Below are 26,543 nucleotides of genomic sequence, written 5' to 3'. Positions count from 1 at the left end.
ATGCCGTTGAAGGAATGTTATCCGTAAGGGCTTCCAATGTTTCCGATGCTTTAGCAGTCGCCAGCATCCGGATGATCATGAACTGTGTGCCCGACATGTTGCAAGCTTTACTAGTAGGATCTGAAGTTGTTTTGAATTTAAAGCAAAGGGAGCAATTATTACAGGCCTCTTTGATGGCAGGAATGGTTATTGCCCAAACTGGTACCACGGTTGTGCACGCGATGGGATATTCCCTAACGTACTTCAAGAATATTGACCATGGCCGAGCCAACGGGCTTCTTTTGGGAGAATACTTAAAGCTTGTGGAAAAAGTTCAGCCGGATTTGGCTGAGAAAATCTTGGTAGCGATGAATTTTTCCGAAGCGGAGCAGTTCGGAGAACTTATGAACAAACTTTTAGGTGATAAAGAAGAAATTAGTTCCGAAGAAATCAAGCGATACAGTAAGATGGCCATCCAAACCAAAAACATTACCAATTCAGTGGTCAAACCGACAGAAGAAGATTTAAGAACCATGTATGCACTGTCATTTGTAAAATAACTTAATTCCAAACCAGGAGGAAGCAGCATGATGGAAACTATTCAAATGACAATCAATAAATTAGCGGAAGAATTGAAACCCGCTGTTGTGGATTTTTGTCAGAGACTCATCCGTATACCGGCTCTTTCTGGGGATGAAAAAGGGGTCGCGGATCTTTATTTGGCGGAAATGGAAAAACTAGGTTATGATCGTTATTTGCGTGATCGCTGGGGAAATGTTGTTGGTATCATCGAAGGGACATTACCGGGACCAGCCATTATGTACAATGCCCACTTGGATCATGTCGATACTGGTGATTACAGCGAATGGGGGGGCTATGACCCTTACGGGGCTGTCATTGATGTGAATGAAATGGAAAATCAAGATAGAGATGGTTATGAGTTCGTTGAAGTTATTCATGGTCGAGCCGCTGCAGATGTGAAAGCAGGCGGGGCATGTCAGATCTACTCAGGAAAAATCATTCTTGAACTTAGGAAAATGGGTTATCCGATTAAAGGACGCTACATCTTTACAGGCGTGGTCCTGGAAGAGCCAGCCGAACAGCTCGGGATGATCAAGCTACTTGAAGACACCTTTCCGGAGGAAGGCCTTACTTATGATGGTGTTGTATCCTGTGAGGCAACCTCTTTGAAACTATATTTAGGACACCGGGGCAGAGTCGAGTTAAAAGTTACCTTATCCGGTGTAACCTCTCATGGAAGTGCACCCTGGTTGGGAATCAATGCCGTTAATAAAGCGACAAAATTTATTGATAAAGTTGAAGAGGTTGTGGCTGCTAATCGTGGAACGGATGAACAACTTGGTAACTCCAGTATTGCACTGACGATTATCAACTGTACCCCAGGCGCGATGTGCATCGTTCCGGATCGGTGTCAGATTACGTATGATCGAAGATTCGTTCCCGGCGAAACCTACACGGGCTGTGTGGCAGAAATTCAGAACATCATTGATGAATTGGCCGGAGCAGATCCTGATTTTAAGGCCACAGTGGAGATTGCAACCGTACCTAGGACCACCTACACCGGCTTGACTGTCGCCGTCCCTAATGTTAAGGAAGCTTGGAAGATCAGTCCGGAGCATCCTTTTACCCAAGCAGCTGCAGCGGGTTTATCGGCTATAGGACAAGCTGTAAAATATGGGTATTGGGATTTTGGTACAGACCTTTCAGTGATCTGTGGCAGGGAGAAAAAACCAGCCGTCGGCTATTCCCCCATGCAGGAATTTTATTGTCACAGGCCCATTGACAAAGTCAGGATAGACTACATGATCAAGGCATTAGCGGGGAATGTAGCAATTTTCAGGGAGTTGACGGAACTGGATAAGAACGACTTTGTTTTATCAGAGAGTGAATAAAAGGATCGCAATATTAATAATTTTGGGAAAGGCAGCGAAAGTCTAATGAGTGTTTTGGATGAATCAATGATTTCAGCTATAAAGGAAATTACAGATGAACTTTATCCTAATATGGTGGCCTTTGGACAGAAGCTGGTGCAAACCCCTAGCATCAGTGGCACCGAAGGAAAGTTAGCCAATCTGGATTTAGCTGAAATGGAGAAGCTGGGTTACGATGAAGTATTCCGCGATACCCACGGCAATGTTGTTGGACTTGTCAAAGGAACAGAGCCGGGACCTATAATTATGTATAACTCTCATATGGACCACGTAAGTCCTGGGGACATTACCAATTGGCAAGGTTATGATCCATACGGCGGTCAAATCGATGTTTGTCAAGTAGATAATCAAAATAAACAACCGGATGAAGCAGAGTGTATTCATGGCCGTGGGGCGTCGGATGTTAAATGTGGTGAAGCCGTTCAGATTTATACTGGAGGACTTCTGGTCAAACTCCGGGAGAAAGGTTATCCAATTAAAGGAACCTTTATGTTTACCGGTGTTGTGCAAGAAGAACCTGCGGAGATGGTGGGTATGCTTCATTTGGTGGATAAGACGTTACCTGAAAAAGGATTGAGCTATGATGCCATGGTGTCTTCAGAAGCAACATCCTTAAAGGTTTATTGCGGTCACAGAGGCCGTGTTGAGATGCTGATTACAGTGTATGGCAGAACCTCTCATGGAAGTGCGCCCTGGTTGGGAATCAATGCAATCTATAAAGCGATACCCTTAATTACCGGAATCAAAGACAAGTTATATCCGTCGCTCCCGACAGATTCGGATTTAGGACAGGCTTCAGTATCCTTGAACATTATTGAATGTTCTCCGGGGGCACTGTCTATTGTTCCCGACAGATGCATGCTTTCTCTTGACCGTCGTACCCTGCCTGGAGAAACGGCAGCCTCAGCTATGGCTCAGATTCAGGAGATTATCGATGATTTGGCCACTAAAGATCCTGAATTCAAAGCAGACGTTGTTGTTAAAAGTGCGGTCGAAACATCTTATACAGGCTTATCCTATGAAGCAGCCAAAGACATGAATCCCTGGAAGATTAGTAAAGACCATGGGTTCGTGCGAGCGGCTACGGCAGCGCTGGAATCGGCAGGACAGACAGTAAACTATGGATACTGGGATTTTGGGACCGACGCCAGTAAAACCTGTGGCATCGACAGAAAACCTACCATTGGATATTCTCCCATGCAAGAGCAATATGCGCATACTCCTTATGATAAATGCCGAACTGACTTTATGAAAACAGCCTTAGTCGGTAATGCTGCGATTTATATCAATGCAGCAGTGCAGGGGAAGGAAGCGTTTGCTAAGGTTGAATGGTAGCAGGTGTAGGGTAGTAGAAGAGTGGCCACAGGCGAGCGGCGATGGGGCGCAGATGATGATCCGATAATCTTGTTAGGAGGTTATAAGAACATGGAGAACATGGATTTGATTATTAAAAATGGGACAATTATTTCTCCTACAGAAACTTATCAGGCAGATATCGCCGTAATAGACGGTAAAATAGCAGCCATTGGCAAAGGCTTCCCAGAAGATGGCGCGACCGTGGTTGATGCGAAAGCTAAATTGGTTTTGCCGGGTGCTCTTGATGTGCATACCCATTTGGCCATGCCCTTTGGTGGGACGGTATCGGCAGATAGCTATCTGTCAGGAACAAGAGCTGCTGCCTGCGGTGGAGTAACCACCGTTTTCGACTATCCTGTTCAGAGAAAAGGGATGTCTATTCTTAGTTTGATTAATGAGAAAAAAAACATCTGTAAATCTGAGGCCTGCGTCGATTATGCCTTCCATTGCTGCATTACGGATTTGAATAACGGCGAAATACTGGCTGAAATGGAAAAAGCCGTGGAGGAAGGCATCACCAGTTTCAAATGTTTTTTTGTTTACAAGAAGGAAGGTATGATGGTTGATGATGCTACCTTTGCCCGATTGCTTTTGCGAGCTAAAGAAATTGGTGCCCTTGTTAACGTTCATGCTGAAAACCCGGATTTGATCGATATAAACATTGAGCAATTCAAGAAAGAGGGAAAAACCTCCCCTTGGTACCATTATCTGAGCCGCCCGGAATACGTGGAGGCAGAAGGGGATAAGAGAGCGATCCACTGGGCCAAAAATCTTGAGGCACCGCTTTACGTTGTGCATATGGCGGATAAAGAAGGATTGGAAGCAGCGATTGAGGCCAAAAAGGAAGGTCACGAAGTCTATGTAGAAACTTGCCCGCAATATCTGGAATTTACTAGCGAAGTCTACAAACGTGAAGATGGTCGGAATTTTGTCTGCTCCCCGCCTATGAAAGGTCAGGAAAGTCAGGATGCTTTGTGGAAAGCGATCAAGACAGGCGGAATTGATACCATTGCCACAGATCATTGTCCGTTCCAGAGTTATGAAAAAGACTGGGGGAAGGATGATTTCACCAAGATTCCCAATGGCTGCGCGGGGATAGAAAATATGTATCCTTATATGTTGGCGGCAGCGAATGCTGGTAAGCTCTCCTTTAACAAAGTAGTGGAGTTATGTTCAGCCAATCCAGCTAAAATCTTTGGTTGTGAACAAAAGGGCTCCCTGACCGTCGGTAAAGATGCTGATATTGTCATTTACGACCCGGAAAAAGATTTTACGGTTACGGTGGCTACTATGCATTCGGATTATGATCATACTATCTGGGAAGGTAAACAGTTGCATGGTTATCCAGTGATGACCTTTTCACGAGGTAAACTGGTCTATCAAGACGGAGACTTTGTGGGTGAACCGGGCTGGGGTAAGTTCGTAAAACGGGTTGGAAGTAAGTAGAAGAAAGTGAGGAGGATATCGTTTGCAGGTAAAAGCACTCAATGAATTTTCAGCCAAAAACGAATCAGATGGCTGTATGCTTTGTGATACCGCCCCCTGTACAACAAGATGTCCTCATGGATTGGATCCAGCCAAGGTAATTCGCTCGCTGCGTTTTGAAAATATCAGCGGCGCGGCAGAGACTGGCGGAGACGGTGAAGTATGTAAGGGGTGTAAGGAAAAGAGTTGCAGCGAAGCGTGTTTAAAAGGTCAGATTGATCGTCCGGTGAGAATTCCACAGCTTATGGACTTTGTGGGAAATCGGCATAAGCAAAAAGGGAATTGTAAGTCCTCTAAGATTGATTTAAGGATTGAATTTTGTGGTTTACCTTGTGAGAATCCATTCTTTTTGTCCTCTTCTGTTGTTGCGAGTAATTATGATATGGTGGCCAGGGCTTTCGCTATGGGATGGGCAGGTGCGGCGTTTAAAACCATTGGAACCTTTGTTCCTCAAGAAGTATCTCCAAGGTTCTCAACCATTCGTAAAGAAGGAAACTCGTTTATTGGTTTCAAAAATATCGAGCAAATATCGGACCACACCTTAGAAGAGAATTTAGATTATTTACGACGCCTTAAGCAGGACTTCCCCCAAAAAATCCTCATTGCCTCTATTTTAGGCCAGAACGAAGCAGAGTGGACGTTTTTGGCCCGCCAAGTGACAGAAGTGGGTGTTGACATAATTGAATGTAATTTTTCCTGTCCGCATATGACCGGAGAAGGATTAGGTTCCGATGTTGGACAAAATCCAGACTTAGTTGCTCTCTATACAGACGCCACAAGAAAGGGAACTCACTTGCCTGTTTTGGCGAAGATGACACCCAATCTAGGAAATATGGAGATACCTGCCTTGGCGGCAATGAAGAACGGTGCTACTGGAATCGCAGCCATTAATACCATTAAGAGCATCATGAATATCCATTTAGATGATTTTAGTTCCGAACCTCGGGTTGATGGCAAATCTTGTGTGGGTGGATATTCCGGTAAAACTGTAAAACCCATTGCTTTGCGCTTCATCCATGACTTGAAGAAGCATCCAGATTTGAAAGACACGCCCATTAGCGGCATGGGGGGAATCGAGACCTGGCGTGATGCTGCTGAATTTATCGCCATGGGATGCGCTAATCTTCAGGTAACAACTTCGGTGATGCAGTATGGGTACAGAATTATCGATGATTTATATGCTGGTCTTTCCTCCTATTTGGGAGAAAAGGGGTTTTCGTCGGTACAGGAAATGGTGGGTATGGCTTTGCCGAACTTGGTACCAGCCGATGAGTTAAACCGTCATTCCATCTCTTATCCGAAGTTCGATCGTAGTCTTTGTCTCGGCTGTGGTCGATGCTATCTGTCGTGTTTGGACGGTGGTCATCAAGCCTTGGCAATGGATAGAGCAACTGGTAGGCCAGTATTAAACCCTAAAATGTGTGTTGGTTGTCAGCTTTGTACGGTTGTATGCCCCGTTCGAGCAATTTCTCCCGGTAAACGTGTAGAGGTTTAAGTAAAAGAAACAATGATAATAACTGCAACGGCGCAGGGGATAAGATTTTATCGACCTTTTAGGGATAAAATTTTGACCCCTTTTTTCATTTATTAAAACTAACTTGTAAACATGATAAAAGCAACTAGGGCTTTTACTATGCCAAATGAATTGGCACAAGCCTTTAAAGGAGGTCAGATTGATGAATGCAGCTGAAATTCAGATAAAAAATGTAAGTATGGTCTATCCTGTTAATAATGGTGAGGATATCCTCGCTTTGACTGATGTGAATTTTGACATTCAGGAAGGAGAATTTATCTCCTTACTGGGGCCTTCTGGTTGCGGGAAAACTACCTTGCTTCGGATTATTGCCGATCTACTTCAACCTACCTTGGGCAGTGTATCCATACGTGGTCAATCGCCAAGAGACATAAGAATGCAGCAAAAATATGGGATTGTGTTCCAAAGTCCGGTTCTTTATGATTGGAGAACGGTTCGAAGGAATATCTGTATGCCTATGGAGATCATGGGGATTCCGAAGAAAGAGAGAACAACACGGATTACTCGGATGTTAGAACTGGTAGGATTACAGGATTTTGGCTATAAATATCCTTTTGAGCTAAGTGGGGGTATGCAGCAGAGAGTTGGTATTGCAAGGGCTTTAGCCTTAAATCCAGAATTCTTGTTGATGGATGAACCGTTTTCGGCGCTGGATGAGTTTACTCGCGAGAAACTAAATGAAGATTTACTGAGTATCTGGAGTAAGACCAAGAAAACAGTCATCTTTGTAACGCATAATATTCCTGAATCTGTTTTCTTATCGGATCGGGTTGTGGTCTTATCACCGCATCCGGGTAGAATTTCCGCCATTGTCGATATTGATTTACCTCGACCGCGTGAAAACTCAATTCGGGAAACTTCAGAGTTCTACGAGTATGTAACCAAGATAAGAAGGAGCTTTGAGGGGGTGTGAGTGTGGCTATTGGCAAAAAGGAACGGAGAGTTGTGGCTATTGTTTGGGTGATTGGGATTATTGTGGTTTGGGAATTAGCATCGTTTCTTCTGAAATATGTGGTGCATGATCCGATGGCTGCCACTAAGCTTCCCTATCCTCATGCAGTTGCCATGACGTTCTTGGAAAATTGGAAAATGTTATTGGAAGCAGGTGCAGTGACTTTTTCCAGAGCAGCGCTTGGTTTTGCTCTGGGCACCAGTGTGGGAATCCTGCTTGCAGTCTTCATGAGTTTGTCTAAAACCATGGAAAGAATTGCCTTTCCATATTTGATTGTTTCTCAAATGATACCCGTCTTAGGACTTGCGCCTATTATTTTCAATATCGTGAGAGATATGAATGTATCACGAGTCGTAATTGCTGCCTATATTACGTTCTTCCCAGTTTCTGTCAACATGCTGAGCGGTTTGAAGAGTGTGGAACAGGACAAGAAAGATTTACTATTTTCTATAGCCGCCAATAAGTTCAAGGTATATCAAAAACTGATGTTTCCGTTTGCTATCTCTTATTTATTCACCGGACTCAAAATTGCTGCCCCCATGGCGGTTACGGCCTCCATTTTAGTCGATATGTTAGGTTCTAAAAGTGGTATTGGGGTTAAGATCCTCTATGCACTGTATTCCAACTCATCAAATATCTTTTGGGCCTCTGTTCTCACCAGTGCTTTTATGGGAATTATCAGCTTTTACATTGTCGTCTTTGCTGAGCGGTTATGTCTACCATGGCAAAACACTACACCTAGGAAGGAAGGTGTACGGGCATGAAAAACAAGGTGAAAAATCTATTGTGGCCCTTGGCATTTGGCATCGCTCTAATTCTGGCTTGGCAATTTGGAGTCTTTCATAAGATTCTAGACTTAAAGTCTTTTCAATTGCCGGTTCCAACGGAAATAGCGTCAACTTTAGCGGCTAATTTGCCCAAGGCATTGAAGGATTGTGGAGTTACGATTTCCGGGGCCTTGATTGGAATGATCATCGGTTCGTTTATGGGGTTTATGATTGCGGCCATGGCAACATTTTTTCCCAAGTGGGGATATGGCGGCATGATTGTGGTTACTGCGCTTAATGCCGTACCGATCGTAGCCCTTTCACCAATCATGAACTTATGGTTTTCAACGGGTATGGCCCAAAAGATTGCTGTGGTTACCGTCGTTTGCATGGCGGCGATGGCTATTAATGCCTACAGTGGCTTAAATGATTTAAACCCATATTCCATTGATTTAATGTACTCAGTAGCAGCAAATAAGTGGACTATCTTTAGAAAATTGCGTTTGCCCAATTCTTTACCTCATATCTTTACAGCTTCAAAAATTAATATTGCTTCATCGATTATTGCGGCCATTATTAGTGAATATTTTGCGGCATCCACTTCCGGTTTAGGATTTGGAATTAAAGATAATCTTCGCAAAGCTGAGATGGCAATGGGTTGGTCCTATATTGTAGTAGCTTCTCTCGCTGGTGTAATTCTCTACTGCCTTATTTTATTGGTAGAACGCGATGCCCTAAAGTGGCACGCTTCACAAAAATAAAAAACAAAACATTTAGGAGGGGAAATTATGAAGAAAAGCAAATTGACGAGTGTATTGGCCGTAATCATGTTGATTTTACTGGTAGCCACAGGTTGTAGCTCAGGAAATTCAGCAGCTTCAACGCCAGGGGCCGGAACCTCGGGCGCAGAAAAAAATGCTTCAGGTAAACTTGACAAGGTGACACTTCAACTAAAATGGTTGCCACAATCTCAATTTATGGGTTATTATGTGGCTAAAGCCAAAGGGTATTATAAAGATGAGGGAATTGACCTGGAGATTCTTCCTGGTGGGAGCGATATTATTCCGGAACAACAGGTCTATAACGGTGTAGCAAATATCGGTGTGACTTGGGTTTCCAGCTTAATGAAGTATCAGTCTCAAGGGTGGGGATTAGTCCAAGTTGGCCAGATCTTCCAAAAAAGCGCTATGTTGCTAGTATCGAAGACCTCTGCAGGAATTAATAGTGCAGCGGATCTCAAAGGGAAGAAAGTCGGTTCCTGGTTTGGTGGTAATGAATATGAAATTTACGCTCTTCTAGAAGCCAATGGACTCAAAAAGGATACTGATTTAAAGCTAGTGCAACAAGATTATACTATGAATCAGCTTTTAAATAATGAAATCGATGCAGCCTCAGCTATGACTTACAATGAATATGGGCTTTTGCTTGAATCGGGACTTAAAGATAGCGACCTCCACGTTATCAATATGAATGATGCTGGTGTTGCAATGTTGGAGGACTGCTTGTTCGTAAATTCTGATTGGATTGCCAAAAATCAAGACCTATACGTTCGGTTCCTAAAAGCTTCCATCAAAGGTTGGGCCGAAGCTTGTGCTGATCCGGAAGCAGCCGGAAAAATCGTCTTTGATGTTGACCAAAGTGTCTCCCTGAGTCATCAGGTTTATATGGCTAAAGAAGTTGCCAAGCTTGTTGTTCCTAAAGACTTTGATCCTGCCAATATTGGGTATATAGATATGGATGCCATTAAGCAGACTGCGGATCTTGCTCATAAATATGGTTTGCTTACCAAGCCGGCCGTGATCTCGGAAGATACAGTTACAAGTAAGTACTGGAAAGAAGCGACTTCTAAATAACTTTAAAAAATGTAATTCCCGCTTACGGTGGTAAGTAAAGAAAACTTGGCTGGCGCCAAGTCTTAGCGAAGGCGGCTGCCATAGTTGCCCTTATGCTTAGACGAAGACACTGTCTTCGCACGGATTAGCCCTACTTGCAGTATATAACGAAGTTTATACTTTCTGATAGTACAAAAAAGACCCCCCTATGATAAATCCGGAACTTTGATTTATCATAGGGAGTCTTTTTACTCTAAGTTAAGAAAGGAATGCGAAAGAGCGCCCAAGATGCCCGACTCAGATTGATTATACAGTTATGACTCTTGTAGCTTCATCTTTCAAAAATTCGGTAAGACCTACACCCATATATTTTACAGTTATCCCCATATTTTCTAACGCTCCAGAGACACCGTAACTATCCGTACATGCTTTACAGGCCAATAGCTCTACACCAGCATTTTTCATTTCTTCGATATGTTCATGTAACGTTATATCTTCCGCTAAAAGTTTAGCTGAAGGCCCCCAAACTACGAGACATACTTCATCCCACCATTCCTGTAGTTTGGAATTAAGTGTATACATAAAAGCCATACTTATAGCAACCTCTCTATCTCCGTTAGCCCAAACTACTACTACTTTATTTGGTTGACTCATAGTACCATACCTCCTAAATTTTTTCTTGAATAAACTTTACGCAATTGATAATTGAATAATAGCATATATTTTTTTTGGTTTTTGCTAAGTATTTAACATTTCACAAAACAATAATCCCACTCATGATTTGAACAAGAGGGAAGATTATTGTTTTTGGGGTTTTATAGAGGTTAGGGAATTTTTTTTAATACACTTTATTTATTGAACTGTTAATATAAGTAAAGAGGAGATAAGGAGATAAGCTGATGGATGACCATGCGTCGCAAGTTGATAAAACTAAATTAAGTCTAGATGAGTTAGTTCAGATAGCGTTGCAAATAGGTGCAGGAATAATTGATGTAGTGGTAATTCCCACAAGTGACATCTTAGTTGAAGAAGATCTGGCTAATATGTGTCGAGAACCTAGATGTGCATTTTACGGATTATCAGCAAATTGTCCACCTTATGTTTCTGGGCCATCTGGGTTTAGAAAAATGATGGAAAGTTGTACATATACACTAGCCATTAAAATTGATGTTCCAACGGGATGGCTGATGAGTGATGAACGTCTTGTCATAATGAGATTGTTGCATGAAATCGTTGCTGATATTGAAAGATCGGCTGTTGAGCGGGGTTATTCTAATTCAAAAGCTTTTGCCGCAGGTTCCTGTAAAGAGATTTTCTGCAACAAACAATTAAGCTGCCGAATGTTGACCAACAATGGACCGTGTCGGAATCCACAATACGCTCGCCCTTCAATTGAAGCTTATGGAGTCAATGTGCATGAACTAACTAAGACGACAGGCTGGTTTATAAACCCCCGAGATTCAAATGAAGCTAATATCGATAAGGCACCAATAGCAGCAGCAATTTATGGTTTGGTTCTAATAGGCTAATAATGTTTAGCCAATTGTAGTAAATTGAGATTCGATTTTTCGCTGATAGGGTAAAGTCCTCTTAACGACGAATTCTAACGTAATAATTGAATGTTCTTCGCGTTTCCTCAAGGGTTGTTCGTGGGAGTAATCGAGAGGTGGGTGGGGGATTCTAATTACCTTTTTTGTAGAACAGTATAGGAAGTGTGGGTTCTTAGGTACAAGGAGGAATTTATTATGATTTGGCTTGATGTTGATAAACCAACCCATAAGTGTACCTTACATACAGATGGAAGTTGTACTTACTGGCAAAAGAAAAGAGAAACAAAATTCAAGGGCTTAGGTAAACTAAAGTATGATGGAGGATATCCGAGAAGAAACATTTGGGGGATTAAGGGGAACTAGATAGCCATTGAAGAAATTTGTTAGTAAAAACAAGGGAAATTAGCTAAGAAATGCAAGAGAATAATGGTATACCGTATACCATTATTCTCTTGCATTTCTTAGTAAAAGTTTTATAATTAAGACATAAAAGGATGTATGAGTTTTCTAAAGAAGAGATAATAAGTGTAATTCTAAATTGTCGACTGAATATGAGAAGGGTAGAGGGAACTATGAAAATATTGCTAGAAATGTTTATCACGTTTTTTAAGATTGGATGTTTAGCATTTGGTGGAGGTTATGCCGTCATAGCCATCTTGCAAAAAGAGGTGGTCGAACTGAAACAATGGGTTGGCAATGATGAATTGACAGATATCATGGCTATTTCTCAAACTTTGCCAGGGATTATTTTTGTCAATTCGGCGACCATGATTGGCTATCGAAAAAAAGGCATTCTAGGCGCAATGACCGCGACCCTCTCTTCAATCCTACCGACCTTTTTTTTAATACTGCTGCTGACATTTGTTATATGGGGATTCACAGACAATGTAATAGTCCATAAAGCCTTTACAGGAATACTGTTGGGAGTCACTGCTTTGATTCTAAATTCTGTTAAGAAAACCTGGAAAACAGCAGTCAAACACAACTCTGACATAGTGTTGGCCCTCTTGGCAACTGTGCTGTTACTTTTTACCAAAGTTAACGTAGTAGTTATTCTTTTACTTATGGCTGGATTTGGCTTTGGCAAAAATCTATATTTTATGAGGGTTGAGGGCAAGAAAAATGGAGTTAATTGAGTTATTTATAGTATTTCTGAAAATTGGAGCTGTTAGTTTTGGTGGCGGTTATGCAATGATCCCATTTTTCGAGACGGAAATGGTATCCCATAACTGGGTGTCATTGGCTGACTATATCAAAGTTATCGCTATTGCACAGGTAGTACCCGGGCCTTTTGCCGTAGATTCATCATCCTATATCGGCTTTAAAGTAGCAGGCATACTTGGTGCATTGATTGCGACCATAGCCCTTTGTATTCCTTCTTTTATTGCTTCAGTTATCATTACCAAGTTCTATGCTCAGTTTAAAACGAACAAGTATGTAAATGCTCTTTTGCTAGGAGTTAGACCAGCCGTGCTGGGTCTACTCATCAGTGCTGCCTATATTATTGGTATTAAGCCTTTATATCAATCGGGCAATACCTTGATATCTTTGATGATGTTAAAAGCAATTATTTTAATCGGTGTTGGATATTATGTATTAAACCAGAAAAAAGTCAAAGTAGGTACTTTCACCTTCATAGCTGCTACTGCGGTGGTCGGAATAATATTATTTTAATATGATCTTAGCAAAGCATAAAGCTAGGTTCGCTTTATGCTTTGCTAAGATGCTATAATTCCCATTAAAAATAATACTAGGATGTCTAATGATAGCCCACATAACTGGACAGTGATTGATCGAACTGATTACATACGCCGACAATATCTGAAGAAGTGGCATCGTTTTTTGCTTGCATAGAGACACCATTATTAATTTTATTAGATGATGCAAATATAGTGGGGTCTGCCAACATAACCAGAGCTTTCGCCGCTGACAAACCGTAAATAGTATTGTTACAGACTGAAGAATAATGAGTCTTGGTCAAACGCAGCCTTTTAAATAAACCAACTTTTTGCCCACCAGAATATAAGATTCCCCAAGTTAGCATAGATGTTACAAGTCCTTTACTTAGGTAGTGGTCTTTGCCGGTTTTCTTAAGCATATAGAGTAATGGAATTCCGGAAACTGAACCAACGGCTAAATGCAATAGTTCACCCAAAATTAAGTTTTTTCTTTGCTTAGTTCTAAAAGGAGAAACAAAAAATTGGCCAGCAATATGTCCATAGGTTACTTCGGATTTCTTAATCTTATAAAGCACCATATTAGATAAATCCATAAGAATAGTGCCTATCAAACCTCCAAGAAGCCCTGTAGTAATTGAATCTTTCATCGTTCCAATTTTCTGTACTTTGTCGAATAATTTTATAAATGATCTCAACATATTCATATTCACCCCCTTATGTTCATTAGATTGCTCCTTTTTTAAGCTTTCTAGTATATCAATATTTGCCAAAATAAATATGTTTACACGCCATTAAATATCTAAAGAACTTCTTGATCTATAGAATTACACCTTATATCTATCACGATATATACCTAAGATAAGTATGTCGCTAAATAAATATGGTACACGATCCAAAAGAAAAGAGTATTGGTATGTTTGTGGTCTAAGGAGATAGTGTTAATCAGTGTCATTTCAACTACCGCTGTACTAACCTCAGTAGGTATCGCCAGTGCTATCCTAGATATTGGTATAGGTCAATTATCCCAAAAATCAGGAATCGCTTTTGGTCATATGAACAAGAAAGCAGGTGGAGCAGGCTTTATCAGTTCTATGGGGTAATCTAATACGTTTAAACACAGCCAAGTATCACACCTTTAGGTGTGATACTTGGCTGTGTTTACCGCTTATTGGTCGCAGGATGGACAGAAGAATAATATCATTCTAGAAAGAACCAGTGTTTGTAGCTGTCGAGACAGAATCGATTATCGTACACGCCGCAGATTTTTTTGCAGTATCGCCAACTCCACATTTTAGAGCAGCTCTTGCTCTCTCTAAAGCGTTAGTGGAAGAAGCGAAAACCTCATTCTCTGACATGAAGATATTGTCGATGCCGATATCAGAATCAATATTCGACTTCTTAAGCATTACGTCAAGGTCTGATTTTACACCGCTGATGATCAGAATTCCACCAGCTTCCCTAACATTACGAATAAAAACTTTCAAAGTACTGATTGATGTTAAATCAATTGTCGTAACATACTTCATTCTTAAAATGAACACTTTGGATTTATTGACTAAATTGTCCAGTCTGTCGCCTAGGTCTGTTGCCGCGCCAAAGTAAAGATTTCCCTCTAATTGGATGATTAAGACATCCACCTGTTCCTTGAGCGAGTCAATTTCTTGTTCAATAATTTGAGAATCTTTTCCTTGTGATGGGATTAGAAGTTTGATCGGTGCTTTGTTGGTATCTTTCAGGTATAAGACAATGGAAAGAGCAATTCCTGCATATATCGCATAATCAAGATTAAGGAGGACAATGACTAAAACACCTGTTACCCACATAGCAATGGAGTCCGATGATAATACGCCCGCTTTGACTACCTTCTTGATTTCCTTTTTGTCGATCAAGCCGTAGCCTGTAACGATGAGGACTCCAGCAAGGCATGGACTGGGAATGTATTTTGCATAGGGGGCAAAGAAGAGAAGGACGAGGGCAACAAACACACCTGACAGGATTCCGGAGAATCTGCTGGTTGCTCCGTTGATGTAGTTGATAGCAGAACGCGAGAAGGAACCGGATGAAGGAAAACACTGAAAGAAAGAAGCCACTACATTTGCAACACCCTGTCCGATAAACTCCTGATTAGAATCGATTTTTTGGCGTGTATTAGTAGAAATGGCTTTGGAAATCGATATGGCTTCTACCAGTCCGATGATGGAAATTGCAAAGGCTCCGCTGAGCATATCTCTCAAAGAAGTAAGACTGAATTGGACCATCTGAAAAGGGGGCAAGGCGGAAGGAATATTGCCCGTGAGTTTGACACCCTTCTTATCTAAAGCAAACATTATGATAAAGAAGATTGGAACGGTGATACCAATTAAGGCACCGGGCAGATTTTTACTGATCTTTTTGCAAAGTACAATTATCACCATCGTCATTAGTCCTAGGCCAAGGGAATAGTAGTTGGTTTGGCTTATATGGGTTATAATGTAATACATTTTTTCCATGGTTGACATGCCGGATGAACCTTTGATAGACATACCGAGTAATGTATTTACTTGTCCAAGAGCGATTAACACACCCGCTCCAGCGGTAAAACCTACCAATACAGTATGGGACACGAAATCTATCACCTTACCCAGTTTAATGACTCCATAAATTATTTGTAAGACCCCCACGAGGAACGTCATTAGAAAGAGCATTTGATAGGCATTAGGAAGTCCCATATATCGAATCATGGCACTGGCTGTGAGTAAACATATGGCATTGGTTGGCCCGGTAATCAGTTGATTCGAGCAACCAAAAGCTGAGCCGATAATGGCGGCTACTATCCCTGTATATAGACCATAAACCGGGCTAACGCCCGCGATCAATGCATAAGCCATATACTGCGGTATGCCTACGACGGTCACCGTCAAGGCAGCAATAATATCTTTTCTAATGTTTCCCTTTTTGTAGCTTCTAATAGTTTCGAGTATCGGTATATATTTACTGATTGCGAAGCTAGACACACCAATCCCACCTTTCATCTAAATCGCAACAACCAAGAGATCAACCTCCGGTGACGATTAGCTTACTTCGAGGCTTTTTTCCGAAATACATAGTCGGTCGGTTAAAATGCTTCTACGTGAAGTGAGGGCATAGGCCTTCAAAGTAGATGATGATCCTGTAATCATCGCCCAGCCTTTTTCTTTGTATAGTGCTCTGGCGGGTAAAGTTATAGGACCACGTTATTACGAATTTGTGATATAATACCTTTGATATACCTTCTTAGCGGCCTTTAGAGGCTGCTTTTTTTATTGATAGCTCTGAGGTACTAAAAGTTTAAACATGGCCTCGTCCTCCTCTATGTTGTTTTTGCTGCATGTAATCAACAAAAACAATTCCAAAAACAGCAACCATTACGATAATAGAGATCAAACCCATTACCATTCTTGTTCACTTCCTTTCTTCTCGTATATATTGATGATCACAAGTAAAGGTTAGCATTGTGCGAATACTGTGTCTATAGCATATCGATATACTCATACTCAGTTTATGTTATGGATAATTCTACAAGTTTTGAGTTCATATGTCGTAATAATGCGGATTTTGTATTTCTTTATTACTGTGTTACTTTTCATAATCTCAAGGAAGGAGCAGGAACAAAGAAGAATGCTCACTTACACTTAATTATGTCTTACAAAGAGAAGTGTAAATGTATCCTTATTGAGAAGTTCCTATTATATCTATAACCAAACGGACAACATTGCTCATGGTGCCATTGAGACTTGCGCTTCCAGCTTAAATATACTCCACAGATCCAACTCTATTAATATGATTGACTTAAAGGTTAGAAAATGTTCTGTTACGTAATATACTTTTCAGATAAGTATCCCAAGTTAGGTCTATATATTTGAAGTTGAAATTATTAATTAGTAATTATCTGGACATTTCAATAACTAACAAATTTCTGTTAAAACCAAAAGTACCTATTATTGTAATATTTTATGTTATCAACATAAAGGGCTTTAACTATTTGTAAATGGATTATTTTTCCGGGAGATTAACTTGTGAAATATGTTCATATAATAGGAATTCTCTCTTGAGAGAGAAGAGGAAAAGTTACAAACAAAAGTATTTAAAAACTTTTTTTTGCTTAGAAAAAGTAATATTACGGAGATAAATACAGCAGTTAAAAATAGTTGCCAATGCAACTAAAACAAATTATAATAAACAAGTTGCATACACAAATAAATTAAGGCTGAATTTGCAATTCTGTTTTTTTATGCTTTTGCTTATTTTACTTGAGAGGATGAAGTAGGTTTTGAAAAGTAATGAGGGTTCAATTGTGCGTTGTATTTCTATACTTTATCGTTACGGACAATCCTATATTGCCAAGAGGCTAGAATATTTAAATATAGGAAGTGGACAGTATGTTTTTTTGATGACATTATTTCGAAAAGGTGGAATTAGTCAAGAGGAATTATCGAATCATTTAAAGATCGACAAAGGAACCACTGCAAAGGCAATAAAAAAACTAGAAGAGGAGGGCTATCTCGTAAGAAACCCTGACTTGAGGGATAAACGAGCTTATAAGATTTCCTTGACTCCAAAAGCGTTAGAGGTCATTCCTGCGATCCAAGCTGCTGCTAAAGATTGGGAAAACCTTATAACTTCTGGTCTCTCCGAAGAAGAGAGTTCTAGGGTTGAACAAATTCTACAGAGGATGGCAGAAAACACGTGTCATTTTAAAATAGAAGATGAGGAGAACGGAAAATGAAAAATATTGACTACAAATGGGTGGCCCTTTCGTGTACTTCTTTAGGAGCTCTGTTATCGGTATTGAGCAGCAGCACATTAATTATTGCTCTTCCGGACATTATGAGGGAATTACATGCAAGTATGAATGCTATCATCTGGACAGTAATGATCTACATGTTAGCTATAACAATTTTAGTTCCCTCAATTGGTAGGATTGCAGATATGATTGGGCGAAAGAAACTTTTTGTAAGTGGGTTTATAATATTTACAATAGGCTCTGTTTTATGTGGATTTTCTGGAACGGCCTGGCAGCTTATCTTGTTTAGATTTGTTCAGTCAATAGGAGGGGCATTGCTCTTAGCAATTAGTACTCCTATTGTTGCCGACGCCTTTCCCAAAGGAGAACTTGGCAAAGCCTTAGGAATCAACGGAATGATTATCAGTGTTGGTTCCGTCATCGGTCCAATTCTTGGAGGAGCCTTTGTTTTAATTGGCTGGAGATGGATATTCTACATTAATCTCCCTATTGGGATATTTGGAACAATATGGGCATGGAGGCGGCTCAAAGAATTGGAGATACTCCCTCAAAAACAGAAATTCGATTGGCTAGGAACCTTATCGTTTACAATTGGTATGTTTACCTTATTGGTAGCTCTAACATTAGGAGGGTTTAAGGGATGGTTAAATCTATCCACTCTTGTGTGTGCCTTGGCAATTGTTTTTTTGATTACATTTATCAAGATTGAAAGCAGCATAGAGCACCCAATGCTTGACTTAAATCTTTTTAAAAACAGAATACTTGCTTTTGCTTACACTAGTAATCTGCTCAACGGGATAGCCCGTGGGGCCGTAACTTTTTTACTTGTTTTCTATTTCCAGGGCATAAAAGGTCTTGATCCTGTTGTGGCTGGCATACTTTTGACTCCTTTCGCCTTATCAATGATGATAATGGCCCCGATCAGCGGAAGATTGTCCGACCGTTATGGCTCAAGGATGTTAAGTTCGGTTGGACTCTTGATATCAGCTTTGGGACTTATCGGAATGATGGAAATTAAAGCGACCACATCAATAACCGAATTGGCAATCTGGATGTTTATTTCTGGACTAGGTTCAGGGATGTTCTTCTCTCCGAACACAAGTGCCATCATGGGAGCCGTCTCGCCCCAAAGACGAGGGATAGCAGGCGGTGTTAGAACAATGATGAATAACGCAGGAAGTGTCATAAGTATGGCGCTATCAATGGCGATCATTTCTTCAAGCATAACACCGGAAGCTTTACAAGGTCTTTTCTCAGGTACTCAGGTAGGATCTCAAGGAATTGCAGTAGCTCAGTTTGTGGCAGGGTTAAGAACTGCTTTTATGATTTCGTTTATCATGAGTCTTATGGGAGCCGTAATTTCCTATATGCGTGGTAGCGAGAAAACAGATTTAGTTAAAGCAACATCTTAAACCAACTTTTAATAACAAACGTACGAGATTACGAGATCGTGCGTTTGTTATTTTTATAAGGCCTAATATATGCGTATAGTGCGGGTGTGAAACAGATCATAGTAAATCTGCCTTGATGTTAGGTGAACTTGGAAGATCTATTAATTCAAATATGTTGTTAATAACCTGGCCTTTATTACAATTTTCATGACTGGGCTTAACGTTGTATGTTTCTTTGAGGTTGCGGGTACAAATCCGATTGCCAAAAAGATCGGAGAACGAAATACGTATATTTTATCACTTTTATCGCTCCTAATGTTTATAATCGGGCTGTTGGCCGTATGGGCATTGCCAATAAGTTATATTTCGTTCATGGTGATAATGTTCATTTTCATTGCCTATTTGGGATATGGAATGCCCGATGCCTAAGGCGTTGCAATGTTTTCTGAATTATGACATTAATCAACATATTTATCAAAGGGGATTGGACTTTCAATGTTGAATCATTACATTGTGACAGAGCTATCTTTATCGAGGTCCACTGTGAGCTCTTTCGACTAGATTTAAATTTAATTTAAAGGAAGCGTAGTATGAGGCTCAAGACGAAACTCTTTCTCGGATATGCAACTATTTTGGCTATAATGACTGTACTTTTTGGAGTATCGATTCATAATTTAGATGTCTCAAACAGGCACGCTGAAGAGACCCAACAGGTGCGTAATCAAAAAATCAAATTAACTAACATCGTGCAAGATGAAATCAACAATATCAGCAGGTTTTATAGGGACCTTGTTTCACTGGACTTAGAAAAGCATGATTTTTTCCAGACTATTAATTCAATTCGTACATCCAGGAGTGAGCTAGAGTCGGCACTTGATTCACGTGAGAAGATCGCAGAATTAGAAAACACCAGAAATGTGCTTCGGCAGCTGAAAACTATAAACGATGATTATACCGATATGCAAGAAAAATGCATTACCTTAGCTTCTGCAGGCAAGAAGACAGAGGCTATTCAAACGATAGTTGAGGGAGCTGAAACCCGCGCCCAGATATTAAAGTTAATAAAGCAGTTAAAGGACATTGATGGTCAGGCCATGGACGAAGTACAGAAATCAGCCGTCTCTGCCTATAACCAAGCACTCAAGTTCTTATTCATTTCTCTAGTATTAACCTTGTTTGTTGGTGCGGGGATAACTGTCTGGATCACACAGAGAGTTACGAGAGATATCCGCAAAGTCACTGATGTTATGAATCGTGTTTCGCTGATTAAGGAGCATATTAATTTGCCGCGCATCGATATCTATTCACATGATGAGGTTGCGGAAATTGCCACATCCTTTAATGAGATGGTACTGTCCTTAGAGGTGCATGCCGCTCAAGAGAAAGAATTCATTGAAGAAATAGAGGGACAAAACTGGTTGAAATCTAGGAGTTCCGACGTTACCGCTTTATGTCAGGGAGTTCAGGAATTAAAAACTCTGACTCACCTTTTGATCACTAAAATCCCCCCCATGGTCGAAGCAAGTTATGCGGTTTTTTATATTAGAGAGGGAAACGGGGACAAGCAGTGTTTTAAAAAGTTTGCCTCTTATGCGGGTAGTTCGCAGGAAAGCGCAGAGGGGGCTTTCCTTCCAGGGGAAGGGCTGGTGGGGCAGAGCGCTTTGGAAAACAGGATGATAATGCTGGACCGGGTTCCTGGAGATTATATTAAGGTTTCCTCTGGTTTAGGCGAGACATCACCAAAAAGCATTGTCATACTTCCTGTGGCGTTTGAGGAACAGGTAGTGGCTATCATGGAACTTGCATCCCTTCGAACGTTTAGCCCTCTCCAGCAGGAGCTTCTGCAACAGATTTCCAACGACATAGGGGTTACCATAAATCGGGTAGAAGCTCACATGAAGATTGGAACACTGCTGAAAGAATCACAGGTCTTGACTGAAGAACTTCAGTCTCAATCTGAGGAACTTCAACTCCAGCAGGAGGAGCTTAAAACCTTTAATGAGAAACTGGAGGAGCAGTATAAATACTCTGAAAAGAGGGCAACGGAACTGGAAAACATGAAAGCTGCTCTTGAAGAAAGCTCTGAATATAAAACAGAGTTTCTATCCAATATGTCGCACGAGTTGAGAACGCCGCTAAACAGCTTGCTGATTCTTTCTCAAACGCTAGCCGAGAACCAGGAAGATAACCTAACGGTCAGTCAAGTGGAGTATGTAAAAACTATTTATTCTTCAGGAAATGAACTGTTGACTCTGATTAATGACATCTTGGACCTTTCCAAGGTAGAAGCCGGCAAGTTATCTATAAACCCGACAGTTATAGAATTGGCCGCAATCAAGAACTATGTCGAACGATTCTTTCTTCCCGCGGCAAGCCAAAAGAAACTGGATTTTATAGTTCAAATGGATGAAGGTCTGCCTCAGACCATTTGTATAGACGAATATCGGTTACAGCAAATTTTAAAAAATTTATTATCTAATGCTTTTAAATTTACGGATCATGGAAGTGTCACTCTGCGAGTCTGGAGGACGGAAGATCACATCGTTACAAAAAATGACCTATTCATGAATGTGGAGTGTGTCTTGGCTTTTTCGGTGACAGACACGGGCATTGGAATTCCCAAAGATAAGCAGAAAATGATCTTTGAGGCCTTCCAGCAGGCGAATGGGACAACTGCAAGGAAATACGGGGGCACAGGTTTAGGACTAACCATCAGTCAGAAAATTGCTAGGTTGCTGGGAGGGTTTATTGAAATTGACAGCATCGAAGGTAGGGGGAGTAAGTTTACCCTATATTTGCCCGGCCAGTACGCTGAAAACGATTTTTCCGAGATAACCTGCAGCGAAGCAGCAGTAGCTTTGGAGGAGTGGACTTCCCCCGTGGCTGAATCTAACGGAGCCATTTCAACCGTCGTACAGGTGGCTGATGAAACTCTAAGAGTAGAGAACGGGAACACGCGCTTAGAAGGCAAGAAAATACTAGTTGTGGATGATGACATGCGGAACGTGTTTGCCCTGACCACAGCCCTTGAAAATCGTAATATGCAGACTCTGTTTGCCGAAAACGGCAGGGAGGGAATAGAAATTTTACAAAAAAACCCTGGGATTGACTTGCTGCTCATGGATATTATGATGCCTGAGATGGATGGATACGAAGCATTACAAAGAATTCGCCAAATTCCTGAGTATGCCAACCTGCCAATAATCGCCTTGACAGCGAAGGCGATGAAAAATGACAGGGAAAAATGCATCCAAGCGGGTGCATCGGATTATATTAGCAAGCCGGTAAACCTAGATCAGCTATTTTCTCTAATCAAGATCTGGCTTTATAGATAGGATGGTTTTGATGAGTTTAGAGGAAAACAGGACAATCACAGAAGCGGAAAGCTGTGATGAATTAGAAAAGATCGAAATAAGTCTGCTTCTAGAGGGGATTTATTGTTACTATGGGTTTGATTTTAGAAATTACGTGTCTTCATCCATTAGGCGCAGAATCTGGTATCGCATCCGGGCCGAAAGGTTGAAAAACGTGTCAAGCTTGCAGGAAAAGGTTCTGCATGACCCTTGTGTGATGGAAAGGCTGCTTTCGGATTTCTCGATTCATATATCAGAGATGTTTAGGGACCCCCCTTTTTTTGAATCCTTCAGGACAAAAGTGGTCCCGCTTCTCCAAGAACTGCCTTTTATCCGAATCTGGCATGCAGGCTGTTCCACGGGGGAAGAAGTTTACTCCATGGCAATCATTCTATGCGAGGCAGGTCTATATCACAAAACCAAGATATACGCCACAGATATGAACGAAAATTTATTAAAAAAGGCAAAGGATGGTGTTTATCCATTAGATAAAATGGAGGTATACCAGGACAACTACCTACTATCAGGGGGAACAAAGAACTTTGCAGATTTCTTTGAGGTTATTAAGGATAAAGCCGTTTTTCAGCCGTCTTTAATGCAAAATGTAGTGTTCGCCCAGCACAATTTGGCCACAGATCATTCGTTTAATGAATTCCACGTGATTATCTGTAGGAATGTGATGATTTATTTTGATAGGGTCCTGCAAAACCGTGTTCATGGGTTGTTTTATGAGAGTTTGTGCACGTCAGGCATCCTGGGGTTGGGTGGTAAAGAAGATATTGCCTTTAACAATTACTCTCATTACTATGAAGCCTTTGATTCGGCACAGAAAATCTATCAGAAGATGAAGTAGCTAATTTAAGTAAGGTTGTAGGGTCCTTAAAGTGAAAAAATAAAGGGACGAGTGCCAAGAAAGAGAAAGAAAATGAAGATCTTAATTGTTGACGACCGCCGAGAAAATTTGCTTGCGTTAGAAGCAGTACTGAAATCGCCAGACTATCAACTAGTTTTTGCCAGCTCTGGGGAAGAGGCCTTAAAGTGCTTGCTGAAAGATGATTTTGCCGTGATTCTACTGGACGTACAGATGCCAGGAATGGACGGCTTTGAAACTGCCAAGCTCATCAGGGCGAGGAAAAGAAGCCAGGATACACCTATTATTTTTATTACAGCGATTTACCAGACCATGGAAAACAAGTTGCAAGGGTATTCTCTGGGCGCAATTGATTATTTATCTAAACCATTCCACCCAGAAGCTTTAAAAATGAAAATAGAAGCATTTGTTAAAATTCATCTTAATGAAATATATATTAGGCGCCAAAATGAATTGCTTACGCGACGGGCTATTGAACTTGAAACAATGAATGAAAGTTTAGAGCGCACCACTTCAGATCTGCGTAAGGCTGAAGCATTAGCTCGTGTGATCGGGGAAACTTCGACAGATAGTGTAATTACGCTAGACGGAGAAGGATGCATTTTAAACGTCAATCCAGCGGTGACGGAAATGTTCGGCTATGGACCTGAGGAATTGCAGGGACAGCATGTCTCCAAGCTTTTTTTAGGAGAAATTCTTTCTGTTCTCAAGGATTCTTCGATTTGGAGTAAAACTAGCAAGATCCTAGACACCGCCGCCGTGCGTAAAAGTGGGGCAGTGTTTCTCGTGGAGGTTCAGATCGGTGTGGCCAACATTGAGGAACAGCAGATTTTCGTCTGGTCTGTACGGGATATTACCGAGCGAATACAGCTGGAGAAAGAGCGAAAAGATCGCTACCAAACTCTTGAAAAGCTCGTTCAGGAGCGAACCCGTGAACTCTTTCAAGCGAATGAAAAGCTTAGTGAAACCAGCCTTAAGCTCACTAATATTCTTGAAAGCATTACGGATGCTTTCTTCTCTCTGAATCACCAGTGGCAGTTTATCTTCGTTAATGAAGAGGCAGAGAAGTTCTGGCTTAAGAGCCGAGAAGAGTTGATCGGCCAAAATATTTGGGAGCTTTATCCGGAATTGCTCCCCGAATATTACGCTCTTTATCAAAAAGCTATGAGTACTAAAGAAGCCGTACATTTTGAGATCACGGGTCTCCATACAGATTTGCCGTATGAAGTGTATGTTTATCCGTCCAACGAAGGTTTGTCTGTCTATTACCGCGATATCTCCGAACGAAAAATGTTTGAAAAGGAAATGGCCCGCTTGGATCGGTTGAACCTTATTGGACAAATGGCAGCGGGGATTGGTCACGAAGTTAGGAATCCAATGACAACTGTCCGAGGTTTCCTTCAGTTATTGGGGGATAAAGAAGAGTTCGGGAAGTTTAATAGCTATTTCCAACTGATGATTGAAGAGCTTGATAGAGCAAATTCTATTATCACGGAATTCCTGAGTCTGGCTAAAAACAAGGCGGTAGATTTGCAGCCCTTGAGTTTGAATAAGCTAATTGAGAACATGTTCCCGTTAATTCAGGCGGACGCATTGCTCAGCGACAAAGAGATCACTATTGATTTAAAGAAGACGGTAGTTTTGTCTCTTGACGAGAAAGAAGTCCGTCAGCTTATCTTGAATCTTGTCCGGAACGGACTGGAAGCAATGTCGAGTGGCGGAAAGATGACGATAAGAACGTTTATGGAAGGTGAAGATGTTGTTCTAACGGTAGCAGACGAGGGGAGTGGCATCAAAACGGACGACCTAGAGAAGATTGGGACACCCTTTTTCACTACCAAAGAGAGCGGCACGGGTTTAGGATTGGCTACTTGTTACAGCATTGCAGCTAGGCACAATGCTGAAATCAGTATTGTTACGGGATCGTCAGGTACGACCTTTTTCGTGCAGTTTAAGCAATAAGAGGACAGCTAATCTAGAGGCTTATCATGTTATTTCCAATTTCCTAAGCTTGATTACCGATCATATCCAGTCCTAAACTTTGATCCCTATTGACACTGAATGAAGAAGCCCCGACGGCGGAAACCCCGCATAGTAGGGTTTTTTTTATTCACCATTTTCGTATGGCATCTCATTATCTGGTAATACTGCTTTTAGAATTGTTGACGTACATTTCCCTAACTGTCGTTTAATATTTAAAGTACTATTCTTTCGGGAATGAATAATTGATGAATATGGATAATGATTTAGTGATAATAGCCTATATAAATAATCTGGCGACAAATTACACTCTTGTATTTGTCAAATCAAGAGTGTAAGATTTGTACGATGCTAAATCTGGTAATAAAATGTAAGTATTTCTATATAATTACTTTAATTTTTAAACAGGATTTTAGGACCCTTATATAGAAAGTTGGATGAGTATGAGTAAAGAGCAGATATTAAGTATTTGCAATAATTTGATTGACCAATTGACTGTTCTAAAAGGATTTATACAACTGGATAGAATGAATAATAAAATTGACCATTCACTCATAATATTAAAAGAAATGGATAATATGGAACTGATAGTTAATGAGTTGATGGACCTCCTATTAATAATGATGGATTAAATATCGAATGATAGGGTGTATAAGGAGGCGGAGTTTAGTGAGTAATAATCATATTTTAGTGGTTGATGATAATTATGGTATACGCCGACTTATGTATGAGTTTTTAACTCAAGAAGGGTACTTAGTTAAAGAAGCAGCTGAAGGATTAAGAGCTTTACAATTTGTTATAGAGGAAAAGCCTAAACTTGTCCTACTTGATATGAGGATGCCTGGATTAGGAGGTGTTCAGGTTTTAGCTAAATTAAGAGATTTAGCTCCAGAAACAATAGTTGTGATAATGAGTGCTTATTTTGATGCTAAAGATTTAAAAGAAGCAGTTCAAGACGGTAAGATTAAGCACTTTATAATTAAACCGTTTGACCTAGTAGAAGTACGTATTCTTATAAATGACTTGATGAGTAATATTGAGAAGCATCAAAACATAATTTCATAGCTCACGGCGCTCTCTTGGAAATAAGTACACTTTTT

23 protein-coding genes and 1 pseudogene are annotated in these 26,543 nt (G+C 40.8%); 21 read left to right on the top strand and 3 right to left on the bottom strand.

Annotated elements, in window-relative coordinates:
• The 9 genes from DSBG_RS18035 to DSBG_RS17995 all read left to right on the top strand — a co-directional run.
• The coding region (locus DSBG_RS18035; RefSeq protein ID WP_141694362.1) for a dehydroquinate synthase/iron-containing alcohol dehydrogenase family protein at positions 1-539 on the top strand (539 nt) is incomplete at its 5' end.
• A gap of 27 nt (positions 540-566) precedes the next feature.
• Entirely contained in the window at positions 567-1,892 is a 1,326-nt protein-coding gene (locus tag DSBG_RS18030) for a M20/M25/M40 family metallo-hydrolase (RefSeq protein WP_083236955.1), read from the top strand.
• Between the two features lie 66 nt (positions 1,893-1,958).
• Entirely contained in the window at positions 1,959-3,266 is a 1,308-nt protein-coding gene (locus tag DSBG_RS18025) for a M20/M25/M40 family metallo-hydrolase (protein ID WP_348980988.1), read from the top strand.
• A gap of 90 nt (positions 3,267-3,356) precedes the next feature.
• Entirely contained in the window at positions 3,357-4,733 is a 1,377-nt protein-coding gene (gene hydA / locus DSBG_RS18020; RefSeq protein ID WP_348980987.1) for a dihydropyrimidinase, read from the top strand.
• A 22-nt stretch (positions 4,734-4,755) separates the two neighbouring features.
• Entirely contained in the window at positions 4,756-6,267 is a 1,512-nt protein-coding gene (preA, locus tag DSBG_RS18015) for an NAD-dependent dihydropyrimidine dehydrogenase subunit PreA (protein WP_083236954.1), read from the top strand.
• Between the two features lie 181 nt (positions 6,268-6,448).
• Entirely contained in the window at positions 6,449-7,219 is a 771-nt protein-coding gene (locus DSBG_RS18010; RefSeq protein ID WP_068965845.1) for an ABC transporter ATP-binding protein, read from the top strand.
• A gap of 2 nt (positions 7,220-7,221) precedes the next feature.
• Positions 7,222-8,022 carry an ABC transporter permease gene (locus DSBG_RS18005; protein ID WP_068965843.1) on the top strand — a complete coding sequence of 267 codons (801 nt, stop codon included), beginning with the start codon at positions 7,222-7,224 and terminating at the stop codon, positions 8,020-8,022.
• Positions 8,019-8,786, top strand: a complete 768-nt coding sequence (locus DSBG_RS18000; RefSeq protein WP_068965841.1) for an ABC transporter permease — start codon at positions 8,019-8,021, stop codon at positions 8,784-8,786. Before DSBG_RS18005 ends, DSBG_RS18000 begins: the two co-directional genes overlap by 4 nt.
• A gap of 27 nt (positions 8,787-8,813) precedes the next feature.
• Entirely contained in the window at positions 8,814-9,878 is a 1,065-nt protein-coding gene (locus DSBG_RS17995; RefSeq protein ID WP_068965839.1) for an ABC transporter substrate-binding protein, read from the top strand.
• Between the two features lie 285 nt (positions 9,879-10,163).
• Here the strand turns inward: DSBG_RS17995 and DSBG_RS17990 are convergent, their stop codons facing one another.
• On the bottom strand, positions 10,164-10,511 hold the full coding sequence (locus tag DSBG_RS17990) for a DsrE family protein (protein WP_068965837.1): 348 nt from the start codon (positions 10,509-10,511) through the stop codon (positions 10,164-10,166).
• A 245-nt stretch (positions 10,512-10,756) separates the two neighbouring features.
• Here DSBG_RS17990 and DSBG_RS17985 point away from each other — a divergent pair, with 245 nt between their 5' ends.
• From DSBG_RS17985 to DSBG_RS17975, 4 genes are all read left to right on the top strand, one after another.
• Positions 10,757-11,386, top strand: coding sequence for a DUF2284 domain-containing protein (locus tag DSBG_RS17985; RefSeq protein WP_068965835.1), 630 nt, complete (start codon positions 10,757-10,759; stop codon positions 11,384-11,386).
• 216 nt (positions 11,387-11,602) lie between these two features.
• Positions 11,603-11,770: a hypothetical protein gene (locus DSBG_RS23260; protein WP_176716316.1), complete on the top strand. Its 168-nt coding sequence runs from the start codon at positions 11,603-11,605 to the stop codon at positions 11,768-11,770.
• Between the two features lie 188 nt (positions 11,771-11,958).
• Positions 11,959-12,543 carry a chromate transporter gene (locus tag DSBG_RS17980; protein ID WP_242877732.1) on the top strand — a complete coding sequence of 195 codons (585 nt, stop codon included), beginning with the start codon at positions 11,959-11,961 and terminating at the stop codon, positions 12,541-12,543.
• Positions 12,530-13,081 carry a chromate transporter gene (locus DSBG_RS17975; protein WP_068965832.1) on the top strand — a complete coding sequence of 184 codons (552 nt, stop codon included), beginning with the start codon at positions 12,530-12,532 and terminating at the stop codon, positions 13,079-13,081. The genes DSBG_RS17980 and DSBG_RS17975 overlap by 14 nt, the downstream gene beginning before the upstream one ends.
• Before the next feature lie 85 nt (positions 13,082-13,166).
• Here the strand turns inward: DSBG_RS17975 and DSBG_RS17970 are convergent, their stop codons facing one another.
• Positions 13,167-13,790 (bottom strand): hypothetical protein, encoded by a 624-nt coding sequence (locus tag DSBG_RS17970; protein WP_242877731.1) that lies wholly within the window; start codon positions 13,788-13,790, stop codon positions 13,167-13,169.
• 231 nt (positions 13,791-14,021) lie between these two features.
• Between DSBG_RS17970 and DSBG_RS23255 the strand changes: the two genes are divergently transcribed.
• A complete protein-coding gene (locus DSBG_RS23255; RefSeq protein ID WP_176716315.1) occupies positions 14,022-14,186 on the top strand; it encodes a hypothetical protein in 165 nt (54 codons plus the stop codon).
• A 102-nt stretch (positions 14,187-14,288) separates the two neighbouring features.
• On the opposite strand, the gene DSBG_RS17965 is transcribed toward DSBG_RS23255, so the two are convergent.
• Positions 14,289-16,097 (bottom strand): SulP family inorganic anion transporter, encoded by a 1,809-nt coding sequence (locus DSBG_RS17965; protein ID WP_068965828.1) that lies wholly within the window; start codon positions 16,095-16,097, stop codon positions 14,289-14,291.
• 1,277 nt (positions 16,098-17,374) lie between these two features.
• Between DSBG_RS17965 and DSBG_RS17960 the strand changes: the two genes are divergently transcribed.
• The 7 genes and pseudogenes from DSBG_RS17960 to DSBG_RS17930 all read left to right on the top strand — a co-directional run bounded on the left by DSBG_RS17960 (position 17,375) and on the right by DSBG_RS17930 (position 26,508).
• Positions 17,375-17,830 carry a MarR family winged helix-turn-helix transcriptional regulator gene (locus tag DSBG_RS17960; RefSeq protein WP_068965826.1) on the top strand — a complete coding sequence of 152 codons (456 nt, stop codon included), beginning with the start codon at positions 17,375-17,377 and terminating at the stop codon, positions 17,828-17,830.
• Positions 17,827-19,260, top strand: a complete 1,434-nt coding sequence (locus DSBG_RS17955) for an MFS transporter (RefSeq protein WP_068965824.1) — start codon at positions 17,827-17,829, stop codon at positions 19,258-19,260. The genes DSBG_RS17960 and DSBG_RS17955 overlap by 4 nt, the downstream gene beginning before the upstream one ends.
• A 144-nt stretch (positions 19,261-19,404) precedes the next feature.
• Positions 19,405-19,665, top strand: a pseudogene (locus DSBG_RS22620) (MFS transporter); the annotation flags it as partial.
• 164 nt (positions 19,666-19,829) lie between these two features.
• Positions 19,830-22,574 carry a response regulator gene (locus DSBG_RS17950; protein ID WP_068965823.1) on the top strand — a complete coding sequence of 915 codons (2,745 nt, stop codon included), beginning with the start codon at positions 19,830-19,832 and terminating at the stop codon, positions 22,572-22,574.
• Position 22,575: 1 nt separating this feature from the next.
• The gene (locus DSBG_RS17945; protein WP_083236953.1) at positions 22,576-23,445 is read left to right on the top strand and encodes a CheR family methyltransferase; all 870 of its coding nucleotides are present in this window, start codon (positions 22,576-22,578) and stop codon (positions 23,443-23,445) included.
• Positions 23,446-23,517: 72 nt separating this feature from the next.
• Positions 23,518-25,425 (top strand): PAS domain S-box protein, encoded by a 1,908-nt coding sequence (locus tag DSBG_RS17940; RefSeq protein ID WP_068965819.1) that lies wholly within the window; start codon positions 23,518-23,520, stop codon positions 25,423-25,425.
• 687 nt (positions 25,426-26,112) lie between these two features.
• Positions 26,113-26,508 (top strand): response regulator, encoded by a 396-nt coding sequence (locus tag DSBG_RS17930; protein ID WP_068965815.1) that lies wholly within the window; start codon positions 26,113-26,115, stop codon positions 26,506-26,508.
• Positions 26,509-26,543: the final 35 nt, after the last annotated feature.

The organism is Desulfosporosinus cupriresistens, from assembly GCF_001707885.1.
In the GTDB taxonomy this organism is placed as follows: Bacteria; Bacillota; Desulfitobacteriia; order Desulfitobacteriales; family Desulfitobacteriaceae; genus Desulfosporosinus.
Note: the sequence above shows the minus strand (reverse complement) of the source record. Positions and strands in the feature narration are given on the sequence as shown.

Excerpts from the sequence above, each read along its gene's own strand:
- DSBG_RS23260 (WP_176716316.1), top strand. The coding sequence starts at position 11,603 with ATGATTTGGCTTGATGTTGATAAACCAACCCATAAGTGTACCTTACAT.
- DSBG_RS17940 (WP_068965819.1), top strand. The coding sequence starts at position 23,518 with ATGAAGATCTTAATTGTTGACGACCGCCGAGAAAATTTGCTTGCGTTA.
- hydA (WP_348980987.1), top strand. The coding sequence starts at position 3,357 with ATGGAGAACATGGATTTGATTATTAAAAATGGGACAATTATTTCTCCT.
- DSBG_RS17980 (WP_242877732.1), top strand. The coding sequence starts at position 11,959 with ATGAGAAGGGTAGAGGGAACTATGAAAATATTGCTAGAAATGTTTATC.
- DSBG_RS17995 (WP_068965839.1), top strand. The coding sequence starts at position 8,814 with ATGAAGAAAAGCAAATTGACGAGTGTATTGGCCGTAATCATGTTGATT.
- DSBG_RS17950 (WP_068965823.1), top strand. The coding sequence starts at position 19,830 with ATGAGGCTCAAGACGAAACTCTTTCTCGGATATGCAACTATTTTGGCT.
- DSBG_RS17970 (WP_242877731.1), bottom strand. The coding sequence starts at position 13,790 with ATGAATATGTTGAGATCATTTATAAAATTATTCGACAAAGTACAGAAA.
- DSBG_RS18010 (WP_068965845.1), top strand. The coding sequence starts at position 6,449 with ATGAATGCAGCTGAAATTCAGATAAAAAATGTAAGTATGGTCTATCCT.
- DSBG_RS17945 (WP_083236953.1), top strand. The coding sequence starts at position 22,576 with ATGGTTTTGATGAGTTTAGAGGAAAACAGGACAATCACAGAAGCGGAA.
- DSBG_RS18025 (WP_348980988.1), top strand. The coding sequence starts at position 1,959 with ATGATTTCAGCTATAAAGGAAATTACAGATGAACTTTATCCTAATATG.
- DSBG_RS17975 (WP_068965832.1), top strand. The coding sequence starts at position 12,530 with ATGGAGTTAATTGAGTTATTTATAGTATTTCTGAAAATTGGAGCTGTT.
- DSBG_RS17955 (WP_068965824.1), top strand. The coding sequence starts at position 17,827 with ATGAAAAATATTGACTACAAATGGGTGGCCCTTTCGTGTACTTCTTTA.
- DSBG_RS17965 (WP_068965828.1), bottom strand. The coding sequence starts at position 16,097 with ATGAAAGGTGGGATTGGTGTGTCTAGCTTCGCAATCAGTAAATATATA.
- DSBG_RS17990 (WP_068965837.1), bottom strand. The coding sequence starts at position 10,511 with ATGAGTCAACCAAATAAAGTAGTAGTAGTTTGGGCTAACGGAGATAGA.
- DSBG_RS18000 (WP_068965841.1), top strand. The coding sequence starts at position 8,019 with ATGAAAAACAAGGTGAAAAATCTATTGTGGCCCTTGGCATTTGGCATC.
- DSBG_RS18030 (WP_083236955.1), top strand. The coding sequence starts at position 567 with ATGATGGAAACTATTCAAATGACAATCAATAAATTAGCGGAAGAATTG.
- DSBG_RS17985 (WP_068965835.1), top strand. The coding sequence starts at position 10,757 with ATGGATGACCATGCGTCGCAAGTTGATAAAACTAAATTAAGTCTAGAT.